Below are 26,537 nucleotides of genomic sequence, written 5' to 3' on the forward strand. Positions count from 1 at the left end.
GAGCGGCGCAAGCCGCGAGCTTTTCATCGCACCCACCCGACGCTCGTCGCCTTCAACCCCTCGCGGCTGGCGCCGCTCCTACGGCGGGAACGGACACCGCGGCGCCCCGTCGTGGAGTCTCATCCACCGGCCTCATCCAGCCAGGCCAGACGCCCCTGACCCGCCTCGGCCAGGCGCGCCTGCAGCGCGGCGGCGGCCTCTTCGGGCAGGCTGAAGTGCAGCTCCACGGCCTGCCCATGCGCCACCCTCAGCAGGTTCGCGCCAGCGGCATCGAGTTCGCGCCGCAGCAGGCCTTCGAGCGCATAGGGCACGACGCAAGCCAGGGTCTGCAAGCACACGATCGGCACCTTCTCGGCCTGCAGCAGGGCCTGGGCCACGGCGTCGGTGTAGGCGCGCACCAGGCCGCCGGCGCCGAGCTTGACGCCACCGAAGTAGCGCACCACGGTAGCGAGCACACCTTCCAGGTCCTGGTGGCGCAACACGTCGAGCATCGGACGGCCGGCGGTGCCGCTGGGCTCGCCGTCATCGACCGCCGCCGACTGGCCGCCGGCGAGCAAGGCCCAGCACACGTGGCGCGCGCCCGGATGCCGGGCCCACAGCTCGGCCACCACCCTCTGCGCGCCGGCACGATCGGCCATCGGCTGCACGCAGCCGATGAAGCGACTCTTCTTGATGATCAGCTCGCTATGGACGGGGGCGGCGAGGATGAGCGGCATCGGGCAGCGATCCTGGTCGTTCAGGCGGGCGGCGCCGCGCCCTCGGTGCCGGCCTCCTGCAGGTGCTCAAGCACAGGGCCGAAGACCCGTTGCGCGAGCGTGAAGAAGCGCGCGTCCAGCGGCTGCTCGACGCCGCGCAGCGCCAGGCGGTAGGCTGGGTCGCGGCCTTCGCCGAACTGCGGGCGCTGGCCGCCCGTCCATTTGTCGTGCGCTTTGCGCGGATTACCGTCGTTGGAAACACAGGCCCAGGCCGACTTGGGGAAGAAGTGGAGCGGCTGCGTGAGGCCCTCGCGGTAGAGCGCCAGCAGTTCGGCAAGCAAGTCATGCGCCTGGGCGCGCGACAGCGCTGCGAAAGTGAAGTCGGCGTCGCGCAGCATCACCCGGGTACGGCGCTCGACGCCGGCCGGGCTGGCGGCGCACAGCATCAGGTGGGCGATCCAGGCCTCGAGGTAGTGGCTGGCGCCGGCGTCGGCATAGCGCCAGCGCAGCATGCCCTCGGGACGCAGTTCGCCGAGCACGGCACCCAGCGTCCACGCCTCGCCGTCGAGCTCGAACGCGATCTGGCAGCTTGCGGCCTCAAGCGCCGGGACGTGCCGGGCCGCGGCCAGGCGGGCTGCAAATTCGCGCATCGCGGCCAGCTCGGCGGCCAGTGCCGCCTCGCCCATGGCACCGCGCGGGAACTCGCCACCGGCGCGCGCCAGCTGCGCAAGCACCGCGTCATCGCGCCCAGCGCCCTCGCCGGCGCCCCTCAGTGCCGAGTCGCACTCATCAGCCTGAGCGTCAAGCAGCACCGGCATCAGACGCTCGGCCAACGCCCAGCGCGCAGGCAGGTCGGGCACGAAGCGCTCGGTGTCCTCCAGCTCGGCATCGGCTTCGGGCAGGTCGAGTCCGAGGCGCTCTCGCAGCAGGGCGCGGCAGGGGTTGCGGAAGAAGCGCACAAGGCGCTCGAGCGTGGGCGTGCGCCACTCCGGCCCGGGCGGTGGCAGCGGGTGATCGAAGAAGGGCGCGGCGTCTACGGCAAGCGGACCGTCATCCGCACCCTCCACCGCCTCCATCGCATCTTCCGCCGCCTCGACGGCCGCGCCGCTTGCGCCCACGTACCCGGTTCGCTCATCGGCAGCAGCCCCGAGGCGGGCGGCGAGGGCCTCGGCGTAGTCTTCGTTGAAGCTTGTCAGGCGCGCATCGCCGCGCTCGGCGGCCAGAAAGTACTCGGGGGCGAAAGCCTGCAACGGATGCGCCACGCACAGGCGCTGACGTGCCGCGGCAAGCGCCTCGGGGTCGGTGGCGCTGCTCGCGGTGGCCTCGGCGAGCACGTCGAGCAACTCATCGACCAGCACCGAGGGGCGCAATTCGCTGCCGTCGCGCACGCTGCGCCCGACGTAGGACAGGTGCAGTGCCTCGCGCGCGGACAGCAGCACATCGAGGAAGAGGTTGCGCTCGTCCAGCCTGCGCTGGCGGTCGCCGGCCTGGGGGCGGGCCGCCATGAGGTCGAACTCGGCGGCACGATCGCTGCCGGGGAAGAGGCCGTGATCGAGCCCGATCACGCACACCACGCGGTAGGGCAGCCCGCGCAGCGAGGACAGCGCGGAGAAGGTGAGCGTGCCGCCGGGCACGCCACCGCGCGCCGGGTCATCGAGCAGGGCCGCGAGCGCGGGGCGGATCACCGCCAGCCCCTGCGCGTCCGTGCAACCGCCTGCCGCCATGTTGTCGGCGAGCTGGGCGATGGCGGCGCGCAACTCGCGCAGTTCGTCCGCCCACGCGGCGGCGTCGCCGACCAGGCGGTCGAGCACCTCGTTGAGCAGCGCGCGCCAGCCCTCGGCGTCATGCGCTTGGAGCAGGCGCGCGCGCAGGCTGCGCAGGCTCTCGGCGTAACGCCAGAAGCGTCCAAGCGCGAGCGCCGCCTGGCCCTCGGGCGCGGCGGCGCCGATGCGCCCGGCAAAGGACGCGTGCTGCGCGGCCTCGCCCGCAGCCCAGGCGAGGAACAGGCGGTGCAGGCCCTCCTCCAGCGTATGTGGCAGGCCGGCCGGCTCGCCCTCCGCCTGCCCCAGCGCCGCGTGCACCGCGCCCGCATCCAGGCCCCAGCGCACGCCAGCGGCACGCAGCCAGTCGTGAAGGGTCTCGAGCGCCGTGTCGTCCAGGCCATGGAGGGCGGCGACCGGGGCCTGCTGCAGCAGATCGAACACCTGGGTGGCGGGAAAACGGCTGGCGGCCAGGCCAAGCATGCGGTCGAGCACCTGGGCCACCGGGTTGTCGCGAGTGCCGCCCAGGCCGGTGATGCGCCAAGGGATGCGACGCGCTGGCGGGGCGGTGCCGAACACCGCCTCGATGATCGGTGCGCTCGCCTCCAGGTCGGGAGTGAGCACCACCACATCGGCCGGGGTGAGCGCGTCCGGCGTGCCCTCGTGCGCCTTGAACAGGCCGAGCAGGCGGTCGTGCAGCACCTCGAGCTCGCGCGTGCGCGAGTGGCAGACATGCACCTCGATGCTGCGGTCGGCGGCGGCCAGCCTGACCCCGGCGGGCGGCAGCTCCTGCAGGTCGAGGATGGCGTTATGCACGCGGGCGAGCAGGTGGCGGCCGGGGTGCGGCGCGAACAAGGCTTCCTCCTCGAGCACATGCTCGCCCTCGAACAGCAGGCCGATGTGGGCGCGGGTCTGCTTGCCCCAGGCAGCGAGCAGGCGGTTGCCGGTCTCGAAGAACAGGTCCTGCTGGCGGGTGGCGAGCCAGGACAGGCGGCGTGCATCGACGATGTCGAACCAGAACTCGCGGCAGGGGTTGAGCACGTACAGACGCACATCGACCACCCGCGCCAGTTCGCGCAGCATGTCGAGGTAGAGCGGTGGCAGCGCCGGCAGGCCGAACACATGCACGCTGCGCGGCAGGCCGGTGGCGGTGAGCGCATCATGATCCATCGCCGTCACCGCGCGCAGGAAGGCGGTCGCCGGGTGCTCGCTGCGCAGCCCCATGGCCTCGCGAATGCGGCGCCACAGCGCGGCCTGCCAGGCTTCGTCGGCACGCGCGGCAGCGCTCGCGTCCGCCTCCAGCACGCTGCCCCGGCCCTCGCTCCAGCGCGCCAGCCACTGCGGCCGATAGGTGAGGTAGTGGTCGAACACGCGCGCGATGCGCTCGGCGAGCTCGAAGCGCATGCGCGCGTCAGCCCCGGCGAGGTAGTGCGCCAGGCGCGGATGCTCGCCCAGCCAGGCGCCTTCGGCCGCGCCTGCATCGAGCAGGCCGTGGATGCGCCAGGCCAGTAGCGCAGGCGAGAAGGGCGAGCGCGCCGGCACCTCGGGCACGACGCGGCCGATCTGCTGCCACAGCCACTGGGCAAGAAAGTCGCAGCGCAGGTTGGCGCTCACGCCCTCGCGATCGGCCACCGCCAGCTCGAGCCGACGGCGCAGCGCGGCGCTCGGCACGACCACCTCGCGCTCGCCGAAGGGGCCGGGCTGCTCGTCGGCGAGACGTTCGAGGAGATCGTCGAGGAGGATCTCGAAGCGGTTGGAAAAGCTCAGGGACAGCATGCAGGAGTTCCGCAGGGGCGCCGGCAGGGCGACACGACAAGCACAGCAGGATAACGCATCACGTCACAGCCCGCGGCGGCGCAGGGGATTGCCGTAGGCGCGGCGCCAGCCGCGAGGGGTCGAAGGCGACATGCCCCCGGGCTGGACCCAAAAAGCTCGCGGCTCGCGCCGCTCCCACTGCGAACGGCGGCGCATGGGATTGCCGTAGGAGCGGCGCCAGCCGCGAGGGGTCAAAGGCGACGGGCGTCGGGTGGGTGCGATGAAAAGCTCGCGGCTTGCGCCGCTCCTACCGGGGGGCGTCGCGGTGTCTGTTCCCGCCGTAGGCGCGGTGCCAGCCGCGAGGGGTCGAAGGTGACATGCCCCGGGCCGGCCCCAAAAGCTCGCGCACAGGCACTCGCCTGCGAATGTGTAAACTGGCCGCTGTTCATCGTCCACCTGCCCACCGCCATGGCCAAGACCCACCCCGAAGGCTGGCGCCTGCTGCCCGCCAGCGGCGCCCGCGCCCGCGAGCTGCAGACGCTCGCGCTGCTGGCGGGCGCGCTGCCAGCCGACACTACGATCTACCACGGCCTGCACTGGACGCGGGCCGAGGGCAGCGCGGCGGTGTTCGGCGACATCGGCTTCGTCGTCCTCGGCCCGGGCGGGCGCATCCTGCTCATCGAACAGCAGGCCGGCTTCCTCGACGAGGCCGAGCACGGCCTGCTGCGCCCGGGGCGGCGACGCGAACGCAACATCAGCGTGGATCTCGCACGCCAGGCCGATGCCCTGCGCGCGCGCCTGCGCCCGGCGCTGGGCGGCGCCGAGCCAATGCTCGACGTGCTGCTCTACTGCCCCGACTACACCGTGCGCCAGCCCGGCACCGCCGGCCTCGACCCGGCGCGCATCGTAGACGCGCCGCGGCGCGAGCAGCTGGTCGCCACCATCCGCGCCCTCACCGGCGACACCGACGGCGCGGCGCCCGCCGACCCTGCCCGCCAGCAGGCCCTGCACCGCTTCTTCGCCGACCTGCTTGAGCTGGTGCCCGACGTGCAGTCGCACATCGGCCAGGTGGATGAGCTGAGCACGCGGCTGTCGGGCGGGCTCACCGAATGGGCGCGCCGCATCGACATGAGCCCGCACCGCCTGCGCGTGACCGCCACCGCCGGTAGCGGCAAGACCCAGCTTGCGCTCGCCGCCTACACCGATGCGCTCGCCGCCGGCCGGCGCCCGCTCTACGTCTGCTACAACCGCCCGCTGGCCGACCACTTCGCCCGCATCGCCCCCGCCGGCGGCGAGATTGCCACCTACCACCAGCTCTGCGACCGCCGCCTGCGCGACGCCGGCCGCCCGCCGCGCTTCGGCGCTCCCGGCGCCTTCCGCCGCATGGAGGCGGACTTCGCCGCCCTGGTGGCCGCCCCGGCCAGCGGACAGCCCGACCCCCGGTGGCAGTTCGACGAGCTCATCATCGACGAGGGCCAGGACTTCATGGAGGCCTGGCGCGACACCCTGCTCGCGCTGCTCAAGCCGGGCGGGCGGGCGTGGTGGCTGGAAGACCCGCTGCAGAACCTCTACGACCGCCCGGCCGTGACCCTGCCGGGCTGGGTCGGGCTGAGCGCCGACACCAACTACCGCACCCCGGCCGACGTGCTCGCCTTGCTCAACGCCCGCCTGCCCCTGCCCGCCCCCATCCGCGCCGGCAGCCCGGTGGCCGACAGCGAGCCCGAACTGCTCGCCTGGCACGACGAGGCCGGCATGCTGGAGGCCACCAAGCGCGCAATCACGCGCGCGCTCGGACTCGGCTTTCGGCGCGACATGATCGTGCTGCTCACCTTCCGCGGCCGCGAGCACTCGCGCTTCACGCCGCTGGAGCACCTCGGCCCCCACCGCCTGCGCGCCTTCACCGGCCGCTACGACCTGCTCGGCGAGCCGGAGCACTCGCAGGGCGAGCTGCTGATCGACTCTGTGTACCGCTTCAAGGGCCAGTCCGCGCCCTGCATCATCTTCACCGAGATCGACTTCGAGCCGCGCGCGGACGGGATGGACGAGCTCACCATGCGCAAGCTCTTCGTGGGTGCGACGCGAGCGACGATGAAGCTGATCCTGGTGGCATCGGCGCGCGCCGCTGGGCTGCTGGCGGACCCCGAGCACAAGCACTGACAAGGCGCACACGCGCCGACTTCACGCAGGGCCCGCCAAGACCCGGGCGCTGAGACGCCTGTCGCAGCTGTCGCAGGCGCCACGCGACAGCTGTCTCGGCCGCCACCCCCACTCGGGCTGCGCACGGCCAATTTTTCCACACAAAACAATCACTTCAATTAGTGGCACCGTCCTTGCTGTCCTTTCTGCGGCAGGCCGGCCTCCGGCTGCTGCACGTCCACTACGCAACGCGCGCTCAGTCCATGCGCGCCATACGAACCAGAAAGGAGACAAGGACATGAAACCGTCGACAACCAAGCGCGGCAGGCCGCAGGCCACCCGCAGCGCACTGTGCGTCACCGCACTGCTCGCGGCGATGAGCACGGCGTTTGCCGCCGACGATGGCAACTGGACCGAGTACACCGGCGACAAGGCCGGCTCGCGCTATCTGCCCAGCAAGAGCGTCACCACCGAGAGCGTGAAGTCGATGAAGGTCGCGTGGCGCTGGGCCATGCCCGACAACGCGATCGCCGCCGACAACGCCGAGCTGCGCACCTGGGTCAACGAGTCCACGCCGCTGGCGATCGACGGCATCCTGTATTCCACCTCGCCGATGAGCACGGTGTCGGCAATCGACGGCGAAACCGGCAAGACGCTGTGGTCCTACGACCCCGAGGCCTACAAGGATGGCACCCCGCCCAACCTCGGTTTCATCAACCGTGGTCTGACCTACTGGGCCGACGGCGACGACAAGCGCATCATCGTCGGCACCGGCGACGGCTACCTGATCGCCCTCAACGCCACGACCGGCAAGCCGATCGAGTCCTGGGGCGAACAAGGGCGTGTCGACCTGACCAAAGGCATGCGCCGTCGGGTCGACCGCTCCCTCATCGCGGTCACCTCGCCCCCCATCGTGTGCGGCGACACCGTGGTGCCCAGCATCGCGGTGCTCGACTCCTTCGCCATCGGCCGCCAGCCGATGAAGTACCACCCGCCCGGCGACGTGCAGGCCTTCGACGTACGCACCGGAAAGCGCGTGTGGATCTTCGAGCAGCCGCCGCAGAAGGGGCAGCCAGGCAACGAGACCTGGGAAGACGAGTCGTGGAAGACCACGGGCTCGGGCAACATGTGGGCACGCCCCGGCTGCGACGAAGAGCTCGGCCTGGTCTACCTGCCGTTCTCGACCCCGACCAACGACTTCTACGGCGGCCACCGCAAGGGCGACGGCCTGTTCGGAGAGTCGCTGGTGGCGGTCGACGCCAAGTCGGGCAAGCTCGCCTGGTACTACCAGATGGTGCGCCACGGGTTGTGGGACTACGACCTGCCGACCGCCCCCAACCTGATGGATCTCACCGTCAACGGCAAGAAGATCAAGGCCGTGGCCCAGGTCACCAAGCAGGGCTTCGTGTTCACCTTCGACCGCGCCACCGGCAAGCCCGTGTGGCCGATCGAGGACCGCGCAGTACCGCAGTCCACCGTACCCGGGGAACGCTCGGCCGCGACTCAACCGCACCCGACCGTGCCGGCGCCCTTCGTCCAGCAGGGGGTGACCGAGGACGACCTGATCGACCTCACGCCCCAGCTCAAGGAAGAGGCCAGGAAGATCCTGGCGCGCTACAACTATGGGCCCTTGTACACCCCGCCCACGCTCGACAAGGCCGGCACCCTGCAGGTACCGGGCGTACTCGGCGGCGCAAGCTGGGCGGGCGCTGCGCACAATCCGAACACCAACGTGCTGTACGTGCCCTCGTTCACGATCCCGTTCGGCATCAAGATCAAGAAGGAGAACGCCAGCGTCTACGACTACACCGGCACCTGGGCCGGGGTCGGCGGCCCGCAGGGCCTGCCGCTGTTCAAGCCGCCGTTCTCGACCGTGACCGCGATCGACATGAACACCGGCAAGCACCTGTGGCGCATTCCCGCAGGCAAGGGCCCGGTCGACCACCCGGCGATCAAGGACCTCAACCTCGGCCGTGTCGGCGTCCCGCGCGAGAGCTTCATCGCGCTCACCGACGAGGTGCTGTTCCTCGCCCCGGAAGGGACTCATGGCGTGATCGGCCTGTCCTCGCGCGGCAACGCCCTGATCACCCAAGCCAATGCCGACGAGAAGGAGCCCTACCTGTATGCACACGACGCGCGCTCGGGTGAGCTGATCTCGGAGCTGCGCCTGCCGGGCGCCGCGTTCGGTGCGCTGATGACCTATCGCGCCGGCGACAAGCAGTACGTCGTCGTGCCGATCGGCGGGGCCGGGCTGCCCGCCGAGCTGGTCGCAGTCCAGGTCAACTGACCGTACGCCTCCGGGGCCGCGGCATTGCCGCGCCGCCCCGGAGGCGGTCCTGTCAAGCGGACGCTGCCGTTCGCATACAGCAACGAGACTCCAAGATCATGAAGACATACCACCTGACCCCCATTGCCCTGGCGCTGATCACCACGTCGGTGCTCGCCTTCAATGCCGTATTGCCGGAAGCGCCTGCTGCCGAGGAAGTGGTCGTCGAGGCCGCGGGCGGCCCGCCCTTCAAGCTCGATGACAGCGCACGGATCGCCGCCGGCAAGGCCCGCTACCAGTCCGGCTGCGCCGATTTCTGTCATGGCCACGAGCCCGCCCTGTTCATCGACCGCCAGGGCCTGGACCCCGAGTACGTCTACAACACAATCAGGGACGGCGGTCGTGGCGCCACCCCGATGCCGCCCTGGGGCGATGTGTTCTCGCCCGAGGAAATCTGGGAACTGGTGGCCTACCTTAAGTCGCTCGGCAAGTGGTGAGCCCTTGCGCACACCGCCTGCCCTGCGTGTAGGGCACAAGAAGAACGCCGCCGGTCGCAGGGCCCGGCGGCGTTCTTCATTGCAGCGGGTCACCGCAGCTGCGGTGACCGCCCGACTCACCAGGCGTAGGCGTACTTGAGGTTGAAGCTGTCGGTCAGGCCGTGCGATTCACCGCTGACACCGCGCGAGTAGCGCACGGTGATCGACTGGTTGCCGTAGTAGCTGAACATCACACCGATACCGGCGGTCGTCTCGTGGCTGGCGGCCACCTCCGCCCCGGTGGCGCGGTTGGTCCAGCGCCCCTGGCGCTCGTAGTCGAGCGCGATGAAAGGCTGGACCGCGTCGCTGAGCTTGTATCCCAGCCGGTGGTTGGTATGGAACAGGGTGGCCGGACGAGCATCTGCAGCCGTCGACTTGCCGAAGAACACGAAACCGGCATCGGCGGTGTAACTGACGCGCTCGAACTGCACGTCCCAGAACAGGCTCGACAGGTTCTTCCATCCGTCACCGCCGCCAACATCCTGGTTGCCCACCGGCACCTGGAAGAAGGTCTGGAACCCGAGCGTCGAATTCGGCGTCGGCTTGTACCAGATCGCCGGACCGGTCAGCGGATCGCCGATGCCGCTTGCGGAGCTGTTGGTCGCGTCATTGCGTACACCGACCTCGGGCAGGATCACCTCGTAGGCCAGGCCGATATTCGGGTTCGACTCGGGCGACCAGAAGCGCACGTACTTGGACAGGCCGACGATGGTCCTCGTCTTCGCTGCCGCGCGGCGGTCGTCGCCGCTGCCATCCCACACCCGCGCACCGTTCTGGAAGGTGGCGTACTGCACGAACACGTTGAACGGCTCGAAGCCGACCGGCAGGTCGTACTCGTGCGGACCGATCACGTCCAGCGTGACCTGGGCCTGCGCCGTCACGGGTGCAGCAAGCGCTGCACAGACGGTGAGCAGCGGTAGCGCGCACTTGGATGCGCCTTGTCGCGAGCGATGGTTCCTGAGCATGGGTGTCTCCTTTTCTTCTCGTTCAAATGGATGAAATCGGGGTCGCAGGGCCTGCCCAGGACACCGCCTGGACGCCCCGCCCCGAGCCCATGCCATTGCACGTTCGGTGCCATGCCAGCCACCCCATATTAATCAACACCTTAGCCATCCCGAGCAGTCGCAGCGCAGTCGCATCTGTTGCATCCGGCGTGCGACATGTGTCGCCTCCGCTGCGACAGCCAGCCCCTTGTCGCGGCCCCTCTGGCGCCCCTGAAAGTCGCTTCGAAAAACAACCAAGCCTCTGTTTCAAATACGTTTTTATACCTTTCGATGCAACTCGGCACGGTGGTGGCACCGAAGTTGCAAAGCAAGCCCCAGACGCGATGGCAATGCGAAGCGAGCACGGACAGCACGACCGCAACCGCTTCCCGACCAGCGCGCGACCAGACGACCCAATCGACGAGGAGGCTTTGCAGCGATGGATGCGACAAGCGAACAACTGCTGTGGATGTACGAAAAAATGATCGAGATCCGGGAGTACGAGGAGACCATGGTCAAGGTCTATCTCGAAGGCAAGCTCCCGCCCAAGATCCAGAAGGGCCTGGCCTTCGACATCGGCGCCGGCCCTGTGCCGGGCGAGATGCACCTTGCCGCCGGCCAGGAACCCGTGGCCGTGGGCGTGTGCGCCCACCTGCGCCGCGACGACACCGTGGTCGGGGCACACCGCCCGCACCACTTTGCGATCGCCAAGGACGTCGATCTGAACGCGATGACCGCCGAGATGTTCGGCAAGGTCACCGGCCTGGGTCGCGGCAAGGGCGGCCACATGCACCTGTTCGACCCCGCGGTGAAGTTCTCCTGCAGCGGCATCGTCGGTGCCGGCGCCCCGCAGGCCTGCGGTGCCGCACTGGCGGCGAAGAAGCTCGGCACCGACGCGGTGGCGATCGCCTTCTTCGGCGAGGGCGCAGCCAACCAGGGCGCCTTCCACGAGGCGCTGAACCTGGCCGCACTGTGGAAGCTGCCGGTGGTGTTCGTGGTCGAGGACAACAAGTACGGCATCTCGGTGGAGAAGTCCGCCTCCACCGCCATCGCCTCCAATGCCGATCGCGCCGCCGCCTACGGCATGCCGGGCGTGCTGGTGGAAAGAAACGACGCACTGGCGGTGTTCGAAGCCGCCGGCGCAGCGGTGGCGCGTGCCCGGCGCGGCGAGGGCCCCACCCTGATCGAGGTCAACACCGACCGCTACTTCGGCCACTTCCAGGGCGACCCGGAGACCTACCGTCCCAAGGACGAAGCGAAGACCCTGCGCCAGCACGACCCCATCCCCGCGCTCGCCACCCTGCTGCGCCAGCGCGACCTGCTCGACGACGAGGCCGATGCCGCACTGCGCACGCGCATCTCGGCGCGCGTCCAGGCGGCCTACGACTTCGGCCGCAACAGCCCCTACCCCGCGCCCGAAGACGCGCTGCTGCACGTGTTCGCCGACTGAGAACGAGGAGACCAAGATGAGCACGACCACCACCACCCGCCGCCTGACCATGGCGCAGGCGATCGCCGAGGCCACTGCGCAGGAGATGGCGCGCGACGACCGCGTCTTCGTCATGGGCGAGGACGTCGGCAAGTACGGCGGCATCTTCAGCGCCACCACCGGGTTGCTCGACCAGTTCGGCCCCGAGCGCGTGATGGACACGCCGATCTCGGAGACCGGCTTCATGGGCGCCGCCCTGGGTGCCGCGGCCGAAGGCCTGCGCCCGATCTCGGAGCTGATGTTCGTCGATTTCTTCGGCGTCTGCTTCGACCAGATCTACAACCACATCGCCAAGAACCACTACATGTCGGGCGGCGCCTGCAAGTACCCGCTGGTGATCACCACCGGCATCGGCGGCGGCTACAACGACGCCGCCCAGCACTCGCAGTGCCTGTACTCGATCTTCGCCCACGTACCCGGCCTGAAGGTCGTCGTGCCGTCAAACGCCTATGACGCCAAGGGCCTGATGACGACCGCGATCCGCGACGACAACCCGGTGGTCTTCCTCTATCACAAGGGCATCATGGGCTTGAGCTGGATGTCCTATTTCGAGGGCAGCACCAACGAAGTCCCCGAAGCGCAATACACCATCCCCTTCGGCCAGGCACGCATCGTCCGCGAGGGCAGCGACGTCACCATCGTGACGCTGTCGCAGATGGTGCAGAAATCGGTGCTGGCTGCCGATCAGCTCGCCGCCGAAGGCATCTCCGCCGAAGTGCTCGACCTGCGCACCCTGGTGCCGCTGGACCGCGCCGCCGTACTCGCCTCGGTGGCGAAAACGGGCCGCCTGCTGGTCGCCGACGAGGACTACCTCAGCTACGGGCTGTCGGGCGAAATCGCCGCGCTGGTGGCGGAGAACCTGGACACCTTGCGCCTCAAGGCGCCGGTACGCCGCCTGGCCGTACCCGACGTACCCATCCCCTTCAGCCGTCCGCTCGAGCAGTTCGCCATTCCGCAAGTGGACAACATCGTCGCCAGCGTGCGCGGCCTGATGCGCTTCACGCTCGCTTGATCATTCAGGAGACAAGACATGACCGACATCATCCTCGACGACGCGGTATGGGCCGACGTCGATGAAGGCACCGAAGCCCTGCTGCAGGAATGGCAGGTCAAGGAAGGCGACAGCGTGGAGGCCGGCCAGGTGCTTGGCGTGGCTGAGCTGGTCAAGACCAGCCACGAGATCTTCGCACCGTCAGCGGGCCGCATTGTCAGGCTCAACGTCGCCGAGCAGGACACCTTCGCCCGCGGCACGGTGCTCGCGCAACTGGAGGCCTGAGCCATGACCACGAGCGTGGCGGCGAGCGCCGCCCCCTCAAGCAGCGCGGTCGCCGAGCGCCGTACGGTCGCGCTCAGCGGCCTGCGCGGCGCGATCGCACGCAACATGGCGCAGGGCTGGCAGGCACCACGGGTGGCGCACTCGGTGGACGTCGACCTGAGCCGCGTCGAAACCCTGCGCGCCGAGCGCGCGGCGGCCGGCGAGAAGCTCAGCCTGAACACCCTGGTGATCCACGCGGTGTCGCGAGCGCTGCGCAGCCATCCGCGGCTGAACGCGCTCATGCGCGAAAAGGAAATCGAGCTCGTCGACGACATCAACATCGGCATCGCCGTCGCCCTCGACGATGGCCTGATGGTGCCGGTCGTGCGTCAGGCCGACACCAAGCCGCTGGCCGCACTGGCGGCAGAGGCCCGCCAGCTCGCCGAAGGCGCGCGCACCGGCGCGCTCACGGGCGGGGCCTACCAGCGCGGCACCTTCACCGTGACCAACCTTGGCGGCACCTGCGTCGACCGCTTCAGCCCGGTCATCAATCCGCCCCAGGTCGCCATCCTCGGCGTCGGCCGCACGCGCCAGCAAGCGGTGGTGAAGGACGGCAGCGTGGTCGCCGCGGCGGTCGCCAACCTGACCCTGGTGTTCGACCACCGCGCGGTCGATGGCTACCCGGCCGCGCTCTTCCTCGGCGAGGTCGCGCGCCGGCTGGAACAGGCGGAGTTCGACTGATGCCCGTCGCCGCCCTCGCCTCCTCCAGCACCCGCCGCCGGCCGGGCGCGGCCGGCACTGCCCTGACCCTGGTACGCGCCACGGCCGAGCAGGACTGGAACACCCGCCAGCTCGCCACGCCGGTGACGGCGCCACGGGTGCGCGTGTGGGCCTACCCGGCACCCGGCGTGGTGTTCGGCTGCGCTCAGGCGGCGCTGCATGGCGAAGCGCTGCGGGCGGCGCGTACCCAGTGTGAGCTGGTGCAGCGCCGTGCCGGCGGCGGCGCCGTACTCACCGGTCCGTGGATGCTGTCATCGTCGATCGTGCTGCCACCGCAGCACCGCCTGCTGGCCGGCGGCACCGTCACCAGCTATCGCTGGCTCGGCATCCTCCACGCCGGCCTGCTGCGCGACTTCGGCATCGCGGCGCATGCGCTGGCGCCGGACGAGCTCGCCCGTCGTCCGTCCGACCCCGCCCTGGCCTGGGCCTGCTTCGGCGGGCTGTCGCCCTGGGAGGTGATCGCCGGCGGCCGCAAGCTTGTCGGCCTGGCCCAGCTGCGCCGCCAGCAGGGCGTGCTGCTCACCACGGGCACGCTGCTGCAGCGTCCGGACTGGTCGCTGCTGTGTCGTGCACTCGGGCGCCCCGACGACGATGTCGCCCGCCTCGATGCCGCCACCACCTCATGCGCAGACCAGCTCGGCACCTCGATCCACATCGAAACCCTGGCCGACAGCCTGCAGCAGATGCTGACCGACGTGCTCGGCGATTGCGAGCCGGAGAACGGCAGCTGACACACCCGCAGCCCCCGATTCCGCAGAGAACCGGCCGCAAGGCCTCGATAACAGCAAGGAGACAACCATGAGCAACACAACATCACGCCCACCGATGCGCGTCGTCGAAAAGCGCATCACCTTCTCCCGTCGCGGCTTCCTCAAGGGTGGCGGCATGGCCGCCCTCGGCGTCGGGGCGCTGAGCACCGCCACGCTGATGCTGCCGGCCAGCGAGGCGCTGGCCGCCAACTTCAAGGTCCTCGGCGCCAGCACCGGCAAGACCCTGCTGCAGCTGGCGCGCGACATCTTCCCCCACGACCGCATCTCGGACCGCTACTACCTGCAGGCGCTCGAGCCCCTGGAGGCGCAGGCCGGGCAGGACGAAAAGCTCAAGACCCTGCTGACCGAGGGCGTGGCCGCACTCGACCGGCTGGCGAAGCTGCGCTTCAAGAAGGCCTACACCGACCTGCCCAAGGAAAGCGACCGCCTGACGCTGCTCTACGTCATCGAGCACGGCGCCTTCTTCCAGAAGGTGAAGGGCCACCTGGTCACCGGCTTCTACGACAACAAGGCGGTGTGGCAGCTGTTCGGCTACGAAGGCTCGTCCTGGGAAAAGGGCGGCTACATCAACCGTGGCTTCGACGACATCGACTGGCTGGACGAAGCCTGACCCGCCGACCCTGACACACAACAACACCAAGGAGACACATCATGAGCGCGAAATTCTCGCTGGACGACGACAGCGTGGTGGTCATCGTCGGCTCGGGCGCTGGCGGCGGCACACTGGCCGACGAACTGACCAAACGCGGGGTGAATGTCGTCATCCTCGAAGCGGGCAAGCACTACACCCAGAACGACTTCGAGAACGACGAGTGGGCGATGTTCCACAAGATCTCGTGGCTGGACAAGCGCATTTCGGCCGGCGGCTGGCATCACACCGACACCTATCCCAACCTGCCGGCCTGGATCGTCAAGGGCGTGGGCGGCTCGACCATGCACTTCTCGGGGCTGGCGCTGCGCTTCCTGCCGCACGATTTCCGCATCAAGAGCACCTATGGCACGGTCGATGGCGCCAACGTGCTCGACTGGCCGATCAGCTACGAGGAGCTCGCGCCCTACTACGATATCGCCGAACGCAAGATGGGCGTGGCCGGCACCAAGGCCAGCGGTCTGCCCGAGATGCCGCCGAACAACCACTACAAGGTGATCGCGGCTGGCGCGAAGAAGGTCGGCTACAAGGACATCAGCCGGCCGGTCGCCTCCAACACCCGAGCCAACGACGGCCGCCCGGCCTGTCAGCAGATCGGCTTCTGCATGCAGGGCTGCAAGATCGGCGCCAAGTGGTCGACGCTGTACTCGGAAATCCCGCGCGCCATCGAAACCGGCCATGCCGAGCTGCGCCCGCAGAGCATGGTGCTCAGGATCGAGCACGACAAGAGCGGCAAGGCCAGCGGCGTGCTCTACGCCGACAAGGACGGCCGCCAGCACCTGCAGAAGGCGCGCGTGGTGTGCGTGGCCGGCAACTCGATCGAATCGCCGCGGCTGCTGCTGAACTCCGCCTCCAGCCTGTTCCCGAACGGGCTGGCAAACTCCTCGGGCCAGGTCGGCAAGAACTACATGAACCACACCACGGCGGCCGCGATCGCGATCCACAAGGGGCCGGTGTACATGTACCGCGGCTTCGACATCGCCGCGGTGATCTCTGACGAGGCCCAGCTCAACCCCGACCGCGGCTTCCTCGGCGGCTACCACCTCGAGGGCCTGGCGCTGCACCTGCCCTTCACCGCCGCGTTCATGAAGCCGGGCGGCTGGGGACGCGAGGTCACCTCGGCGCTGGAGCAGTACGACCACATGAGCTGCGTGTGGGTGTGCGGCGAGGACATGCCGCAGGAAGAGAACAGCATCACCCTGCACCCGACCGAGAAGGACCAGTACGGCCTGCCCATCCCGATCGTGACCAAGACCGACCACACCAACGACGCCGCGATGCGCCGCCACGGCCTGGCCGCGTGGCGCAAGGTGTCGGAGGCGGTGGGGGCGACCCGCGTCATCGACATGCCGCCCTATCCGGCGAGCCACAACATGGGCACCAACCGCATGAGCGCCAACGCCCGCGACGGCGTGGTGAACAAGTGGGGCCAGACCCACGACATCAAGAACCTGTTCATCTCCGACGGCAGCCAGTTCACCTCCAGCTCGGCGGCCAACCCGACCCTGACCATCGTCGCGCTGGCGGTGCGCCAGGCCGAACACATCGCCAACGCCATGCAGCGCCGCGAACTCTGAGCCTCAGCGTGCAGCCTCGGGCACACCGCCGGGGCCACATCCTCAACCACAAGAAACGGAGACATCCATGAGCCAGACAAACAGCTTTCGCCGCATCCTGTCGGCGGCCATGATCAGCGCCGGCCTGGCCGCCGCCAGCCTGCCCGCGCAGGCCGAACCGATCCCGGGCATGCGCGGCATGCAGCACATCGGCATCACGGTGCCGAACATGAACGAGGCCGTCGCCTTCTTCCGCGACATCCTCGGCTGCGAACCCTCATTCACCTTCGGCACCTTCAAGTTCGACGACGACTGGATGGCGCGCCATCTCGACGTGCATCCGCGCGCCACGATCAGCGACTTCCAGATGGTCCGCTGCGGCAACGGCACCAACCTCGAGGTCTTCGAGTACACCGCCCCCGACCAGAACCGTCGCGGCCCCCGCAACAGCGACATCGGCGGCCACCACCTCGCCTTCTACGTCGATGACATGGATGCGGCCGTCAGCTACCTCAAGGCCAAGGGCGTGCGCGTGCTCGACTCGCCGAGCACCTTCACCGAAGGCCCTGCGGCCGGGCTAACCTGGGTCTATTTCCTCGCGCCCTGGGGGCTGCAGCTCGAACTCGTGAGTGCCCCGAACGGCATGGCCCACGAGAAGACACTGCAGCGCAAGCTCTGGGACCCGCGCTTCCCCGCCAGCTGACTCCCGCCCCAGCCCGCATGCTCCCGGGGCGCCCATGCGCCGCGGGCTCGGCGGTTTCCCATGCCTGACTCCCTCCTCCAGGCGTTTTGCGGGGCGTGCCGTCAAGGCCGCCCCGCCCTTTTCTGTTGAGCCGCAGGGAAGGGCGGAGTAACTTGTACCGTCACACACAGAGACCGAACCATGGTCCGCACCGGGCACCCGCATGACACTGCCCGGAAGAGGAGACGAGATGCTGGCCCAATCACAACGGGAGCACATTGATCACGTGCTCGCCGTATCACAGACCGGAGCGCCCCCGTCCGACCGCATCGGGAGTTCGTGGGTACGCTGCATCCGCGACTACGGGCTCGACCCCTGTCGCCCGACGCGCGCCCATATCATCGAGCATGCGCGCCTGCGCGAACACCAGGACCATATCGAAGAGTTCCTCGGTGTCGCCCGCACCGGCATGGAGCAGCTCTACAAGCGCATGGCCGGCATCGGCTACGTGCTGCTGCTGACCGACGCCCACGGCATCGCGGTGGACTTCATCGGCAACGACGCCTGGGCGCGCGAACTCAAGCAGTCCGGCCTCTACCTTGGCGCCGACTGGAGCGAGGCGCGCGCCGGCACCTGTGCAGTGGGAACCTGCATCGTCGAGAAAACGCCGATCACGGTCCATCACGCCGACCACTTCGACGCCACCCACATCTCGCTGACCTGCAACGCCGCCCCCTTGTTCGACCCCACCGGGGATTTCCTCGGCGTGCTCGACGTCTCCGCACTGACCTCGCCTTCGCCCCGCGACAGCCAGCACCTGGCGCTGCAGATGACCACCATGTTCGCGCAGATGGTCGAGGACGCCAACTTCCTGCGCTACTTCCGCGACCGCTGGGTGCTGCGCCTGGGCTCGGCATGGTCGATGGTGGATGTATCGGGCGAGATCATGCTCGCCTTCGATGCCGACGGCGTCATCGTCGGCACCAACAGCGGCGCCCGCAAGTCGCTGCGCCCCTTGCGCGGCGGCAATGACGGCGCGCTGGTCGGCCGCACGCTCGGCGAGATCTTCCGCGAGGGCATGGACTCGATCTGGCGCATTGCCCGGGCCGGCTTCACCGCGGACCGCACCGCGCTGTCGACGGGCAGCGGCGAGGTCTACTACGGCACCGTCGTACAGCCCCGCATCGCCCCGCGTGCGGCACGGTCGACCGAAACCGAAGCGGCTGCGCGCGCGCCGGCGCTCGAACGCCTGGCGGGCGACGATCCGCAGATGCAGCGCCTGATCGCGCAAGCCTCCAGGCTGGTCAACCGCCCGGTCAACATCCTGGTCCACGGCGAAACCGGCACGGGCAAGGAGGTCCTCGCCAAGGCGCTGCACGAGTCCAGCGAACGCGCTGCAAAGCCCTTCGTGGCGGTCAATTGCGCGGCCATTCCCGAGTCGCTGATCGAGAGCGAATTGTTCGGCTATACCGCCGGCACCTTCACCGGTGGGCGCAGCAAGGGCATGCGCGGCCTCATCCAGCAGGCCGACGGCGGCACCCTCCTGCTCGACGAGATCGGCGACATGCCGCTGCACTTGCAGACCCGACTGCTGCGGGTCCTGGCCGAGCGCGAGATACTGCCGCTCGGCGCCGAAAAGCCGATACCCGTCAACCTGACCGTGGTCGCCGCCTCGCACCGCGACCTGCGCAAACTGATCGCCGAGGGCAGCTTCCGCGAAGATCTCTACTACCGCCTGTGCGGGGCCATCCTGTACCTCCCGCCGCTGCGCGAACGCCGCGACCTCGACTACCTGATCGAGCGCCTGCTGGCGGCCGAGGGCAGCGAACTCGGCACCAACGCCACCCTCGACTTACGCGCTCGCCATGCCTTGCTCGACTACAGCTGGCCCGGCAACGTGCGCCAGTTGCGCAACGTGCTGCGCTTCGCGCTGGCGGTCTGCGATGGCGGAACGATCACCACCGATGACCTGCCCGCCGAGCTCATGTCCGCCGACCACCGCGCCCCCGCAGCAACCGAGGGCCCGGAGGCAACACGCGGCGAGGCGGCCGAACTCGAGGCCGCGCTGCGCCGCCAGCGCTGGAACGTCACTGCCGCCGCAGTAGAGCTCGGCATTGCGCGCGCCACCGTGTATCGGCAGATGAAGCGCTTCGGCATCGTGCCGCCGAACCAGCTGTGAACGCGCGCCTGGCACGGGCACACGCATGCGGCGTGCCCACGCGGGCTCAGCACATCACGCAGCCTGCACCCGGAATACCGCCTGGTCGCTCCAGTGCTCGACCAGGATGCGCGCCACGCGTTGCTGCCAGAGCTCACCGAAGCGCCGGCGCGCATCCGCATCGGCCTCGCCACGCAGGCAGGCGCCGAGCAGCACCGATGTATCGGGGTGGGCCGGCACGCGTGAAAGGTCCGCGGCGGCATCCACCGCCGCACCGCTGTCGATGCGTGTGAAGCGCAGCGACAATGGCAGCGCCACCTCGAACTGCTGCAGCTCGCGGCGCACGAAAGCGCCACCGATGCCCTTGAAGCCGCCCTGCTGGGCCGCGCCCGTGAGCAGCGTGAGCACGCTGGCGATGACGCCGGTGACGCCGGCATCCAGCCGCTCCGCGAAGTCAATACGCACACCGCCACGTTCCGGCAGCTCGCCGGGGTAGAGCGCGGCCAACGCCTGACAACCGAGCGCATAGGCCGAGGCCACGGTCGGACACGAGTGACCGGCGAGCCTGACCGCGTCCTCGTAGCCATACTCGAGCACCCCTGCGTCGGCGGCGCCGAGGAAGTCGGCAAGTGGATCGCGCACACGCAGGCGCGGAACATGGCGGTAGAAATCGGGCAGACTCAAGAGGGCTCCTCGCGGTCAGGACTGGACGCAACGCAACAGTGCAAGTCGCGGATTGTCCTCGGCGCCGCATGGCTGTGCCTTGATCCACCTCAGGGCCCCAGGGCAATCGCACCAACCGCATAGGCCCCGGAAAGCGCGGCGCGCATCGCCCGCCGTGGGAGCAACGCCAGTCGCGAGGGGTTGAAGACGAAGACGATGGGGGGTCGCCCAAAGAGCTCGCGGCTTGCGCCGCGCCTACCGGAAGGCGCGGCGCGCATCGCCCGCCGTGGGAGCGACGCCAGTCGCGAGGGGTTGAAGGCGAAGACGATGGGGGGTCGCCCAAAGAGCTCGCGGCTTGCGCCGCGCCTACCGGAAGGCGCCACGCGCATCGCCCGCCGTGGGAGCGACGCCAGTCGCGAGGGGTTGAAGGCGAAGACGATGGGGGGCGCGCGAAAGACTCGCTGCTCGTCCTGCTCAGACGCGCAGGTCGACCTGGCTCACGGTGCCGACACGGCCGTCCTCGCGCAGATAGATGCTGCTCGCACGCATCAGGCCCTGGATGTCGTTGGCAGCGTCCTTGAGGCTGAACGGCGTATCGACCCTACCGAGATAGAAAGCGCCGACGCCGGCTTCGTTCAAGGTCTGCAGCCTGCCCTTGCCCTCGGCATCGGGCGACCACAGCCTCAGCTGCGACCATGCCGCATCCGCCTCGTCGATCCAGCCGTTGCCGTCGTCGTCGAGGCGGGCAAGCTCTGCGAAGCCGTCGCCGCTGGCCGGACCGAAGAGCTCGCGGCCGTCATCGATACGCCCGTTTCCATTGCGGTCGAAGGCCAGGAAGCCACTGCCATTGAGCAGCGGCAACTGCTCCTTGCGGCCGTCGCCATCAAGATCGAAGTCGAAGCGCACATCCGACAGGGCTGCCGCCGGGCCGCCGAAGTCGAGCACCAGGGGGTCCTTCAGGCGCTGGTCGCCAGCACGCAGGCTGAACGACACCGACTCGGTGTAGCTGCGCGACATCGCGAAGCCGAGCTCGAAGCGGATTTCGGCGCCATCGGCGGTGCGCACCACGCCGGCAGCACTGAAGGCCAGCTGCTCGGACTCGGCGTAGGTCGCACTGAAGTCGTACTCCACGCCGAAGCCGGCGCGGGCCGCAGCGACCTGCCCCGCGCCGATGCCAGTCGCCATGTCAGGGCTCGACGCGCCCCCTGATGCGCCTGCCCCCAGCTCGCGCAGGTCGAGGCGGCGCACCGGCTCGCCGGTGAGGAACTCGATCATGCGCACGAGCACGGCCAGACGGGGGTCGCGGTCGATCACGTCCTCCATCGCCTGCTCCACCGTTGCAGCGTCCGCAGTCAGCGCAGCCTGGCCTGCGGCGGAAATCTGCACCGCGCCACGCCCGGACTGAGCACCCGTCGCTTCCGGCGCGTCGCGCCACACCGCCAGGCGCTCGCGCACCTCGGTCGACTGGGAGAAGCGGTGCGCAGACTGGAGTTCGATGTCAAAAGCGGCGATCTTCATGGGCGGACTCCCGGCTTGCGTGGCGATGGATGATTAACGGCATCCGGATCAAGGACTTGAGCCCACCTTGATACCCTGGCGACAGCACTCGGCATGGCCGCCGCCGCCGTGCCTCGCTTCACGCACGACGCAATTGATTCCGCTCATGGAATCATTCCATGACAAATGTCAAATGTTGCACCGCAATGTCTTCGTATCGTGGTTCATCGTCGGCATCGAGGAGTGTTCCATGAGCACCAAGATCACCATCGACGGCAACGAGGCCGCCGCCTCCGTCGCCTTCCGCGCATCCGAAGTGATCGCGATCTACCCCATCACGCCCTCCTCCAACATGGGCGAGCTGGCCGACGAATGGGCTGCCGCGGGCAAACCCAACCTGTGGGGCAGCGTGCCACGGGTGGTCGAGATGCAGTCCGAGGGCGGCGCCGCCGGCGCGGTCCACGGTGCCCTGCAGGCCGGTGCGCTGGCGACCACCTTCACCGCCTCGCAAGGCCTGCTGCTGATGATCCCCAACATGTACAAGATCGCCGGCGAACTGACGCCCACGGTCTTCCATGTCGCGGCACGCGCGCTCGCCACCCATGCGCTGTCGATCTTCGGCGAGCACTCCGACGTGATGTCGACCCGCGCCACCGGCTTCGCGCTGCTGGCCTCGAACTCGGTGCAGGAGGCGCACGACTTCGCCGCCATCGCCAGCGCGGCAACACTGGCCGGCCGGGTGCCCGTGCTGCATTTCTTCGACGGCTTTCGCACCTCGCACGAGGTCGCCAAGATCGATTTCGTCAACGACGATGTGCTGCACGCGCTACTGCCGGCCGAACGCATCGCGGCGCAGCGCGCACGTGCGCTGTCGCCCGAGCGCCCGGTGATCCGCGGCACCTCGCAGAACCCGGACGTGTTCTTCCAGGCTCGCGAGGCGCAGAACCCATGGTTCGACGCCTTCCCCACCGTCGTGCAGCAGGCGATGGACGACTTCGCCGCGCTCACCGGCCGCCGCTACAAGCTGTTCGACTACGTCGGCGCGCCCGATGCCGAGCGCGTGATCGTGATCATGGGTTCGGGTGCGGACACGGTGGAAGAGACGGTGGCCCACCTCACCGCCCGCGGCGACAAGGTTGGCCTGCTGAAGGTGCGCCTGTTCCGCCCCTTTGCCCCCGCCGCCCTGCTCGCGGCGTTGCCGCACAGCGTGTGCAGCCTGGCGGTGCTCGACCGCTGCAAGGAACCCGGCGCCGACGGCGAACCACTGTTCAAGGACGTGATGGTGGCGCTGGCCGAGGACCAGGCCGGCACCGCACCCCACTTCGCCGCCATGCCGAGGGTGATCGGCGGCCGCTACGGCCTGGGCTCCAAGGAGTTCAACCCCGCCATGGTGTGCGCCGTGTTCGCAGAGTTGCAGCAGGCCGCGCCGCGCCGCCGCTTCACCATCGGCATCGAGGACGACGTCACCGGCCTGTCGCTGCCCTGGGACGCCGGCTTCCGCACCGACGCCGCCGCCAGCGCCTTCGCCGCGGTGTTCTACGGCCTGGGCTCGGACGGCACGGTGTCGGCCAACAAGAACTCGATCAAGATCATCGGCGACGAGACCGCGCTCTTCGCCCAGGGCTATTTCGTCTACGACTCCAAGAAGTCGGGTGCGATGACGGTGTCGCATCTGCGCTTCGGCCCGCAACCGATCCGCTCGGCCTACCTCACCGGCGAGGGCGACGCCAAGTTTGTCGCCTGTCACCAGCCGCTCTTCATCGAGCAGCACGACGTGCTCGCCCACGCCGCACCGGGCGCGGTGTTCCTGCTCAATGCCAGCCTGCCCGCCGACAAGGTATGGGCGACGCTGCCGGCGGCGATGCAGCGCCGCATGGTGGAGAAGAAGATCAGCTTCTGGGTCATCGACGCCTACCAGGTCGCGCTCGACGCCGGCATGGGGCGGCGCATCAACACCGTGATGCAGACCTGCTTCTTCGCCATCTCCGGCATCCTGCCGCAGGACCAGGCGATCGCCGCGATCAAGCGCGCGGTGGAGAAGACCTACGGCCGCAAGGGCCGGCGCATCGCCGAGCAGAACTACCGCGCCATCGACGCCACCGTGGCCGCGCTGCAGCGCGTCGACGTGCCCGAGACGCTGGCCGCGCCAGACGCCGCGGCCGGCGCGGTTGCGATCGCCGCCGGCCTCGACGCCTTCACCCGCCGCGTCACCATTCCCCTCATCCAGGGCAAGGGCGACGCCCTGCCGGTGTCGCTGCTGCCGGTCGACGGGACCTGGCCCACCGGCACCGCGCGCCACGAAAAGCGCAACCTCGCGCTCGAGATCCCGGTGTGGGACGAGAAGCTATGCACCCAGTGCGGCAAATGCGTCTTCGTGTGCCCGCACTCGGCGATCCGCGCCAAGATCTTCCCTTCTGATCTCGTCGCCGACGCCCCTGTTGCTTTCAAACACACTCCCGCGCGCAGCAAGGACTACGCCCCCGGCACCCACATGAGCTACCAGGTGGCGCCCGAGGACTGCACCGGCTGTACGCTGTGCGTGGACGTATGCCCGATCCGCGACAAGTCCAACGTCTCGCACAAGGCGCTCAACATGGCGCCGCAGCCGCCGCTGCGCGCGCAGGAGGTGGAGAACTGGGACTACTTCCTCAAGCTCCCCGACCTCGCCCGCCGCGACGCCAAGCGCAGCACCATCCCCGGCTCGATGCTGCTGCAGCCGCTGTTCGAGTTCTCCGGCGCCTGCGTGGGCTGCGGCGAGACGCCCTACATCCGGCTCGCCACACAGCTCTTCGGCGACCGCATGCTGGTGGCCAACGCCACCGGCTGTTCGTCGATCTATGGCGGCAACCTGCCGACCACGCCCTACTGCACCGACGCCGACGGCCGCGGCCCGGCCTGGAACAACTCGCTGTTCGAGGACAACGCCGAGTTCGGCCTCGGCATGCGCCTGGCCACCGACCAGCTCGCCGCCGCCGCGCGTACCCAGTTGCAAGCGCTGGCGGCGACCCATGGCGAGGCGCTCGGCACTGAGCTCGTCGCCGCGCTGCTCGATGCCGACCAGCACACCGAGGCCGGCATCCACGAACAGCGCGAACGCGTCGCACTGCTCAACCAGAGTCTCGCAACCATCGACACCCCGGCCGCGCGCCAGCTCGCGGCGCTCGCCGAATACCTGATCCGGCGCAGCGTGTGGATCATCGGCGGCGACGGCTGGGCCTACGACATCGGCTTCGGCGGCCTCGACCACGTGATGGCCTCGGGCGAGGACGTGAACATCCTCGTGCTCGACACCGAGGTGTACTCCAATACCGGCGGACAGAACTCCAAGGCCACACCGCTGGGCGCGGTGGCCAAGTTCGCCGCCGGCGGCAAGCCCGCGCACAAGAAGGACCTGGCCAAGATCGCGATGGACTACGAGAACGTGTTCGTCGCCAAGGTGGCCTACGGCGCCAAGGACGTGCATACGCTCAAGGCCTTCCTCGACGCCGAGAGCTACCCGGGGGTGTCGATCATCATCGCCTACAGCCCCTGCATCGCCCACGGCGTGGACATGTCCTTCAACCTGCACCAGCAGGACCTGGCGGTGAAGTCCGGCCACTGGCCGCTGCTGCGCTACGACCCACGGCTGCGCGCACAGGGCCGCAACCCGCTGTCGGTGGATAGCGCTGCGCCGAGCGTGCCCTACCGCGACTTCGCCCGCAACGAGGCCCGCTTCACCGTGCTCGAGCGCCAGAACCCCGGTGCATCTGAGCGCTTCCTGAATGAGGCCGAACGCCACGCCCGCCACCGCCACCACGACTACATGGAGCTGGCCGCCCTGCCCGCCATGGACGAAACTGGCAGCGGGGATGCCGCCGCCCGCACCGGAGACACGCAAAATGGCTGAGCTCGACACCCCCGACCTGCGCACCACCTACCTCGGCCTGGCGCTGAAGAACCCGCTCGTGCCGTCCTCCACGCCGCTCAGCCGCAGCCTCGACCCGGTGCTCCATCTGGAGGACGCTGGAGCGGCGGCAATCGTCATGCACTCGCTGTTCGAGGAGGACGTGATCAACGACGAGCGCATGATGGACCGCTTCCTGATCCATCCCGACACCTTCGGCGAAGCTGCCGGCCACCTGCCTGCCGACGCCGGCTACCAAAGCAAGCTCGACACCTACCTCGAGCAGATCGAGTGCCTGAAGGCGCGCTTGTCCATCCCGGTAATCGCCAGCCTCAACGGCAGTTCGCTGTCGGGCTGGGTCGAGCTCGGCCGCGAGATGGAAGCAGCCGGCGCCGACGCGCTCGAACTCAACGCCTGGTACATGGCGAGCGACCCGGCGCTCACCGGCACCGCGTTGGAAGAGCGCTACCTCGCCCTGCTGCGCGAGCTGACTGCGGTGGTCAAAATCCCGGTGACGATGAAGCTGTCGCCCTTCTTCTCCGCGCTGCCCAACTTCGTTGCCCGCATCGAAGCGGCCGGCGGCGCCGGCGTGTCCCTCTTCAACCGCTTCTTCCAGCCCGACATCGACCTCGACACCTTGTCCGTGGTCGACCGCGTGCAGTTGTCCTCGCCGGCCGACGGCCTGCTCACGATGCGCTGGATCGCGCTGCTGCACGGCCACACCAGCCTGAGCCTGGCCGCGACCGGCGGCGTGCATGGGGCAGAGGACGCGCTCAAGATGCTGCTCGCCGGTGCCGACGTCGTGCACATGGCGAGCGCATTGCTGAAGAACGGCCCGCAAGCCCTCACCGAAACGCTGGCGGGCATGACGCGCTGGATGCACGAGCGTGAATACGAATCGGTGGCGCAGCTAAAGGGCTCGATGAGCCAGCGCAGGCTGGCCGACCCGAGTGCCTTCGCGCGTGCGGCCTATCTCAACGCGATCGACTCGTTCAGCCCGCCGCCCGGGGTGCGTTACTGAGAA

At 69.1% G+C, this 26,537-nt stretch carries 19 protein-coding genes; 14 read left to right on the top strand and 5 right to left on the bottom strand.

The genetic code is table 11. The annotated features are described in order from the left end of the window. Positions 1-119: 119 nt before the first annotated feature. Positions 120-716: an IMPACT family protein gene (locus C662_RS14445; RefSeq protein ID WP_002930595.1), complete on the bottom strand. Its 597-nt coding sequence runs from the start codon at positions 714-716 to the stop codon at positions 120-122. Positions 717-736: 20 nt separating this feature from the next. Further along, positions 737-4,231 carry an exodeoxyribonuclease V subunit gamma gene (gene recC / locus C662_RS14450; protein ID WP_002930596.1) on the bottom strand — a complete coding sequence of 1,165 codons (3,495 nt, stop codon included), beginning with the start codon at positions 4,229-4,231 and terminating at the stop codon, positions 737-739. A 447-nt stretch (positions 4,232-4,678) separates the two neighbouring features. Between recC and C662_RS14455 the strand changes: the two genes are divergently transcribed. The 3 genes from C662_RS14455 to C662_RS14465 all read left to right on the top strand — a co-directional run bounded on the left by C662_RS14455 (position 4,679) and on the right by C662_RS14465 (position 9,109). Further along, a complete protein-coding gene (locus C662_RS14455; protein WP_002930599.1) occupies positions 4,679-6,367 on the top strand; it encodes an ATP-binding domain-containing protein in 1,689 nt (562 codons plus the stop codon). Between the two features lie 277 nt (positions 6,368-6,644). Continuing rightward, positions 6,645-8,633, top strand: coding sequence for a pyrroloquinoline quinone-dependent dehydrogenase (locus C662_RS14460; RefSeq protein ID WP_002930600.1), 1,989 nt, complete (start codon positions 6,645-6,647; stop codon positions 8,631-8,633). Positions 8,634-8,731: 98 nt separating this feature from the next. Continuing rightward, positions 8,732-9,109, top strand: a complete 378-nt coding sequence (locus C662_RS14465; RefSeq protein WP_002930601.1) for a c-type cytochrome — start codon at positions 8,732-8,734, stop codon at positions 9,107-9,109. A gap of 116 nt (positions 9,110-9,225) precedes the next feature. Here C662_RS14465 and C662_RS14470 read toward each other — a convergent pair whose 3' ends face one another. Beyond that, positions 9,226-10,113, bottom strand: coding sequence for a transporter (locus C662_RS14470; RefSeq protein WP_002930602.1), 888 nt, complete (start codon positions 10,111-10,113; stop codon positions 9,226-9,228). Positions 10,114-10,570: 457 nt separating this feature from the next. On the opposite strand from C662_RS14470, the gene C662_RS14475 reads away from it, so the two are divergent. From C662_RS14475 to C662_RS14515, 9 genes are all read left to right on the top strand, one after another. Continuing rightward, complete coding sequence (locus C662_RS14475) at positions 10,571-11,581, top strand: thiamine pyrophosphate-dependent dehydrogenase E1 component subunit alpha (RefSeq protein ID WP_002930603.1); 1,011 nt, start codon at positions 10,571-10,573, stop codon at positions 11,579-11,581. A gap of 16 nt (positions 11,582-11,597) precedes the next feature. After that, positions 11,598-12,632, top strand: coding sequence for an alpha-ketoacid dehydrogenase subunit beta (locus C662_RS14480; protein ID WP_002930605.1), 1,035 nt, complete (start codon positions 11,598-11,600; stop codon positions 12,630-12,632). A gap of 18 nt (positions 12,633-12,650) precedes the next feature. Further along, positions 12,651-12,896, top strand: coding sequence for a lipoyl domain-containing protein (locus C662_RS14485; protein WP_002930606.1), 246 nt, complete (start codon positions 12,651-12,653; stop codon positions 12,894-12,896). 3 nt (positions 12,897-12,899) lie between these two features. Then, on the top strand, positions 12,900-13,616 hold the full coding sequence (locus C662_RS14490) for a dihydrolipoamide acetyltransferase family protein (protein WP_002930607.1): 717 nt from the start codon (positions 12,900-12,902) through the stop codon (positions 13,614-13,616). Then, positions 13,616-14,386, top strand: a complete 771-nt coding sequence (locus C662_RS14495) for a lipoate--protein ligase family protein (protein ID WP_002930609.1) — start codon at positions 13,616-13,618, stop codon at positions 14,384-14,386. The genes C662_RS14490 and C662_RS14495 overlap by 1 nt, the downstream gene beginning before the upstream one ends. A 67-nt stretch (positions 14,387-14,453) precedes the next feature. Further along, a complete protein-coding gene (locus tag C662_RS14500; RefSeq protein WP_232431674.1) occupies positions 14,454-15,035 on the top strand; it encodes a twin-arginine translocation signal domain-containing protein in 582 nt (193 codons plus the stop codon). A 41-nt stretch (positions 15,036-15,076) separates the two neighbouring features. After that, a complete protein-coding gene (locus C662_RS14505; RefSeq protein WP_002930614.1) occupies positions 15,077-16,651 on the top strand; it encodes a GMC family oxidoreductase in 1,575 nt (524 codons plus the stop codon). A gap of 67 nt (positions 16,652-16,718) precedes the next feature. Next, on the top strand, positions 16,719-17,333 hold the full coding sequence (locus C662_RS14510; RefSeq protein WP_002930615.1) for a VOC family protein: 615 nt from the start codon (positions 16,719-16,721) through the stop codon (positions 17,331-17,333). A 229-nt stretch (positions 17,334-17,562) separates the two neighbouring features. Beyond that, positions 17,563-19,491 carry a sigma-54-dependent Fis family transcriptional regulator gene (locus C662_RS14515; RefSeq protein WP_002930617.1) on the top strand — a complete coding sequence of 643 codons (1,929 nt, stop codon included), beginning with the start codon at positions 17,563-17,565 and terminating at the stop codon, positions 19,489-19,491. A 54-nt stretch (positions 19,492-19,545) separates the two neighbouring features. On the opposite strand, the gene C662_RS14520 is transcribed toward C662_RS14515, so the two are convergent. Further along, complete coding sequence (locus C662_RS14520; protein ID WP_002930619.1) at positions 19,546-20,154, bottom strand: hypothetical protein; 609 nt, start codon at positions 20,152-20,154, stop codon at positions 19,546-19,548. Between the two features lie 453 nt (positions 20,155-20,607). Next, positions 20,608-21,651: a hypothetical protein gene (locus C662_RS14525; protein WP_002930622.1), complete on the bottom strand. Its 1,044-nt coding sequence runs from the start codon at positions 21,649-21,651 to the stop codon at positions 20,608-20,610. A 229-nt stretch (positions 21,652-21,880) separates the two neighbouring features. On the opposite strand from C662_RS14525, the gene nifJ reads away from it, so the two are divergent. Further along, positions 21,881-25,516, top strand: a complete 3,636-nt coding sequence (gene nifJ / locus C662_RS14530) for a pyruvate:ferredoxin (flavodoxin) oxidoreductase (RefSeq protein ID WP_232433280.1) — start codon at positions 21,881-21,883, stop codon at positions 25,514-25,516. Further along, positions 25,509-26,534 (top strand): dihydroorotate dehydrogenase-like protein, encoded by a 1,026-nt coding sequence (locus C662_RS14535; protein WP_002930626.1) that lies wholly within the window; start codon positions 25,509-25,511, stop codon positions 26,532-26,534. Before nifJ ends, C662_RS14535 begins: the two co-directional genes overlap by 8 nt. Positions 26,535-26,537: the final 3 nt, after the last annotated feature.

The sequence above is a fragment of the Thauera sp. 28 genome (genome assembly GCF_000310145.2).
In the GTDB taxonomy this organism is placed as follows: Bacteria; Pseudomonadota; Gammaproteobacteria; order Burkholderiales; family Rhodocyclaceae; genus Thauera; species Thauera mechernichensis.

What these genes read in the sequence shown, in the direction of transcription:
- C662_RS14505 (WP_002930614.1), top strand. Translation starts at nt 15,077, where the DNA reads ATGAGCGCGAAATTCTCGCTGGACGACGACAGCGTGGTGGTCATCGTC.
- C662_RS14490 (WP_002930607.1), top strand. Translation starts at nt 12,900, where the DNA reads ATGACCACGAGCGTGGCGGCGAGCGCCGCCCCCTCAAGCAGCGCGGTC.
- C662_RS14460 (WP_002930600.1), top strand. Translation starts at nt 6,645, where the DNA reads ATGAAACCGTCGACAACCAAGCGCGGCAGGCCGCAGGCCACCCGCAGC.
- C662_RS14455 (WP_002930599.1), top strand. Translation starts at nt 4,679, where the DNA reads ATGGCCAAGACCCACCCCGAAGGCTGGCGCCTGCTGCCCGCCAGCGGC.
- C662_RS14510 (WP_002930615.1), top strand. Translation starts at nt 16,719, where the DNA reads ATGAGCCAGACAAACAGCTTTCGCCGCATCCTGTCGGCGGCCATGATC.
- nifJ (WP_232433280.1), top strand. Translation starts at nt 21,881, where the DNA reads ATGAGCACCAAGATCACCATCGACGGCAACGAGGCCGCCGCCTCCGTC.
- C662_RS14465 (WP_002930601.1), top strand. Translation starts at nt 8,732, where the DNA reads ATGAAGACATACCACCTGACCCCCATTGCCCTGGCGCTGATCACCACG.
- C662_RS14525 (WP_002930622.1), bottom strand. Translation starts at nt 21,651, where the DNA reads ATGAAGATCGCCGCTTTTGACATCGAACTCCAGTCTGCGCACCGCTTC.
- C662_RS14495 (WP_002930609.1), top strand. Translation starts at nt 13,616, where the DNA reads ATGCCCGTCGCCGCCCTCGCCTCCTCCAGCACCCGCCGCCGGCCGGGC.
- C662_RS14515 (WP_002930617.1), top strand. Translation starts at nt 17,563, where the DNA reads ATGCTGGCCCAATCACAACGGGAGCACATTGATCACGTGCTCGCCGTA.
- C662_RS14445 (WP_002930595.1), bottom strand. Translation starts at nt 716, where the DNA reads ATGCCGCTCATCCTCGCCGCCCCCGTCCATAGCGAGCTGATCATCAAG.
- C662_RS14475 (WP_002930603.1), top strand. Translation starts at nt 10,571, where the DNA reads ATGGATGCGACAAGCGAACAACTGCTGTGGATGTACGAAAAAATGATC.
- C662_RS14485 (WP_002930606.1), top strand. Translation starts at nt 12,651, where the DNA reads ATGACCGACATCATCCTCGACGACGCGGTATGGGCCGACGTCGATGAA.
- C662_RS14535 (WP_002930626.1), top strand. Translation starts at nt 25,509, where the DNA reads ATGGCTGAGCTCGACACCCCCGACCTGCGCACCACCTACCTCGGCCTG.
- C662_RS14470 (WP_002930602.1), bottom strand. Translation starts at nt 10,113, where the DNA reads ATGCTCAGGAACCATCGCTCGCGACAAGGCGCATCCAAGTGCGCGCTA.
- C662_RS14480 (WP_002930605.1), top strand. Translation starts at nt 11,598, where the DNA reads ATGAGCACGACCACCACCACCCGCCGCCTGACCATGGCGCAGGCGATC.
- C662_RS14500 (WP_232431674.1), top strand. Translation starts at nt 14,454, where the DNA reads ATGAGCAACACAACATCACGCCCACCGATGCGCGTCGTCGAAAAGCGC.
- recC (WP_002930596.1), bottom strand. Translation starts at nt 4,231, where the DNA reads ATGCTGTCCCTGAGCTTTTCCAACCGCTTCGAGATCCTCCTCGACGAT.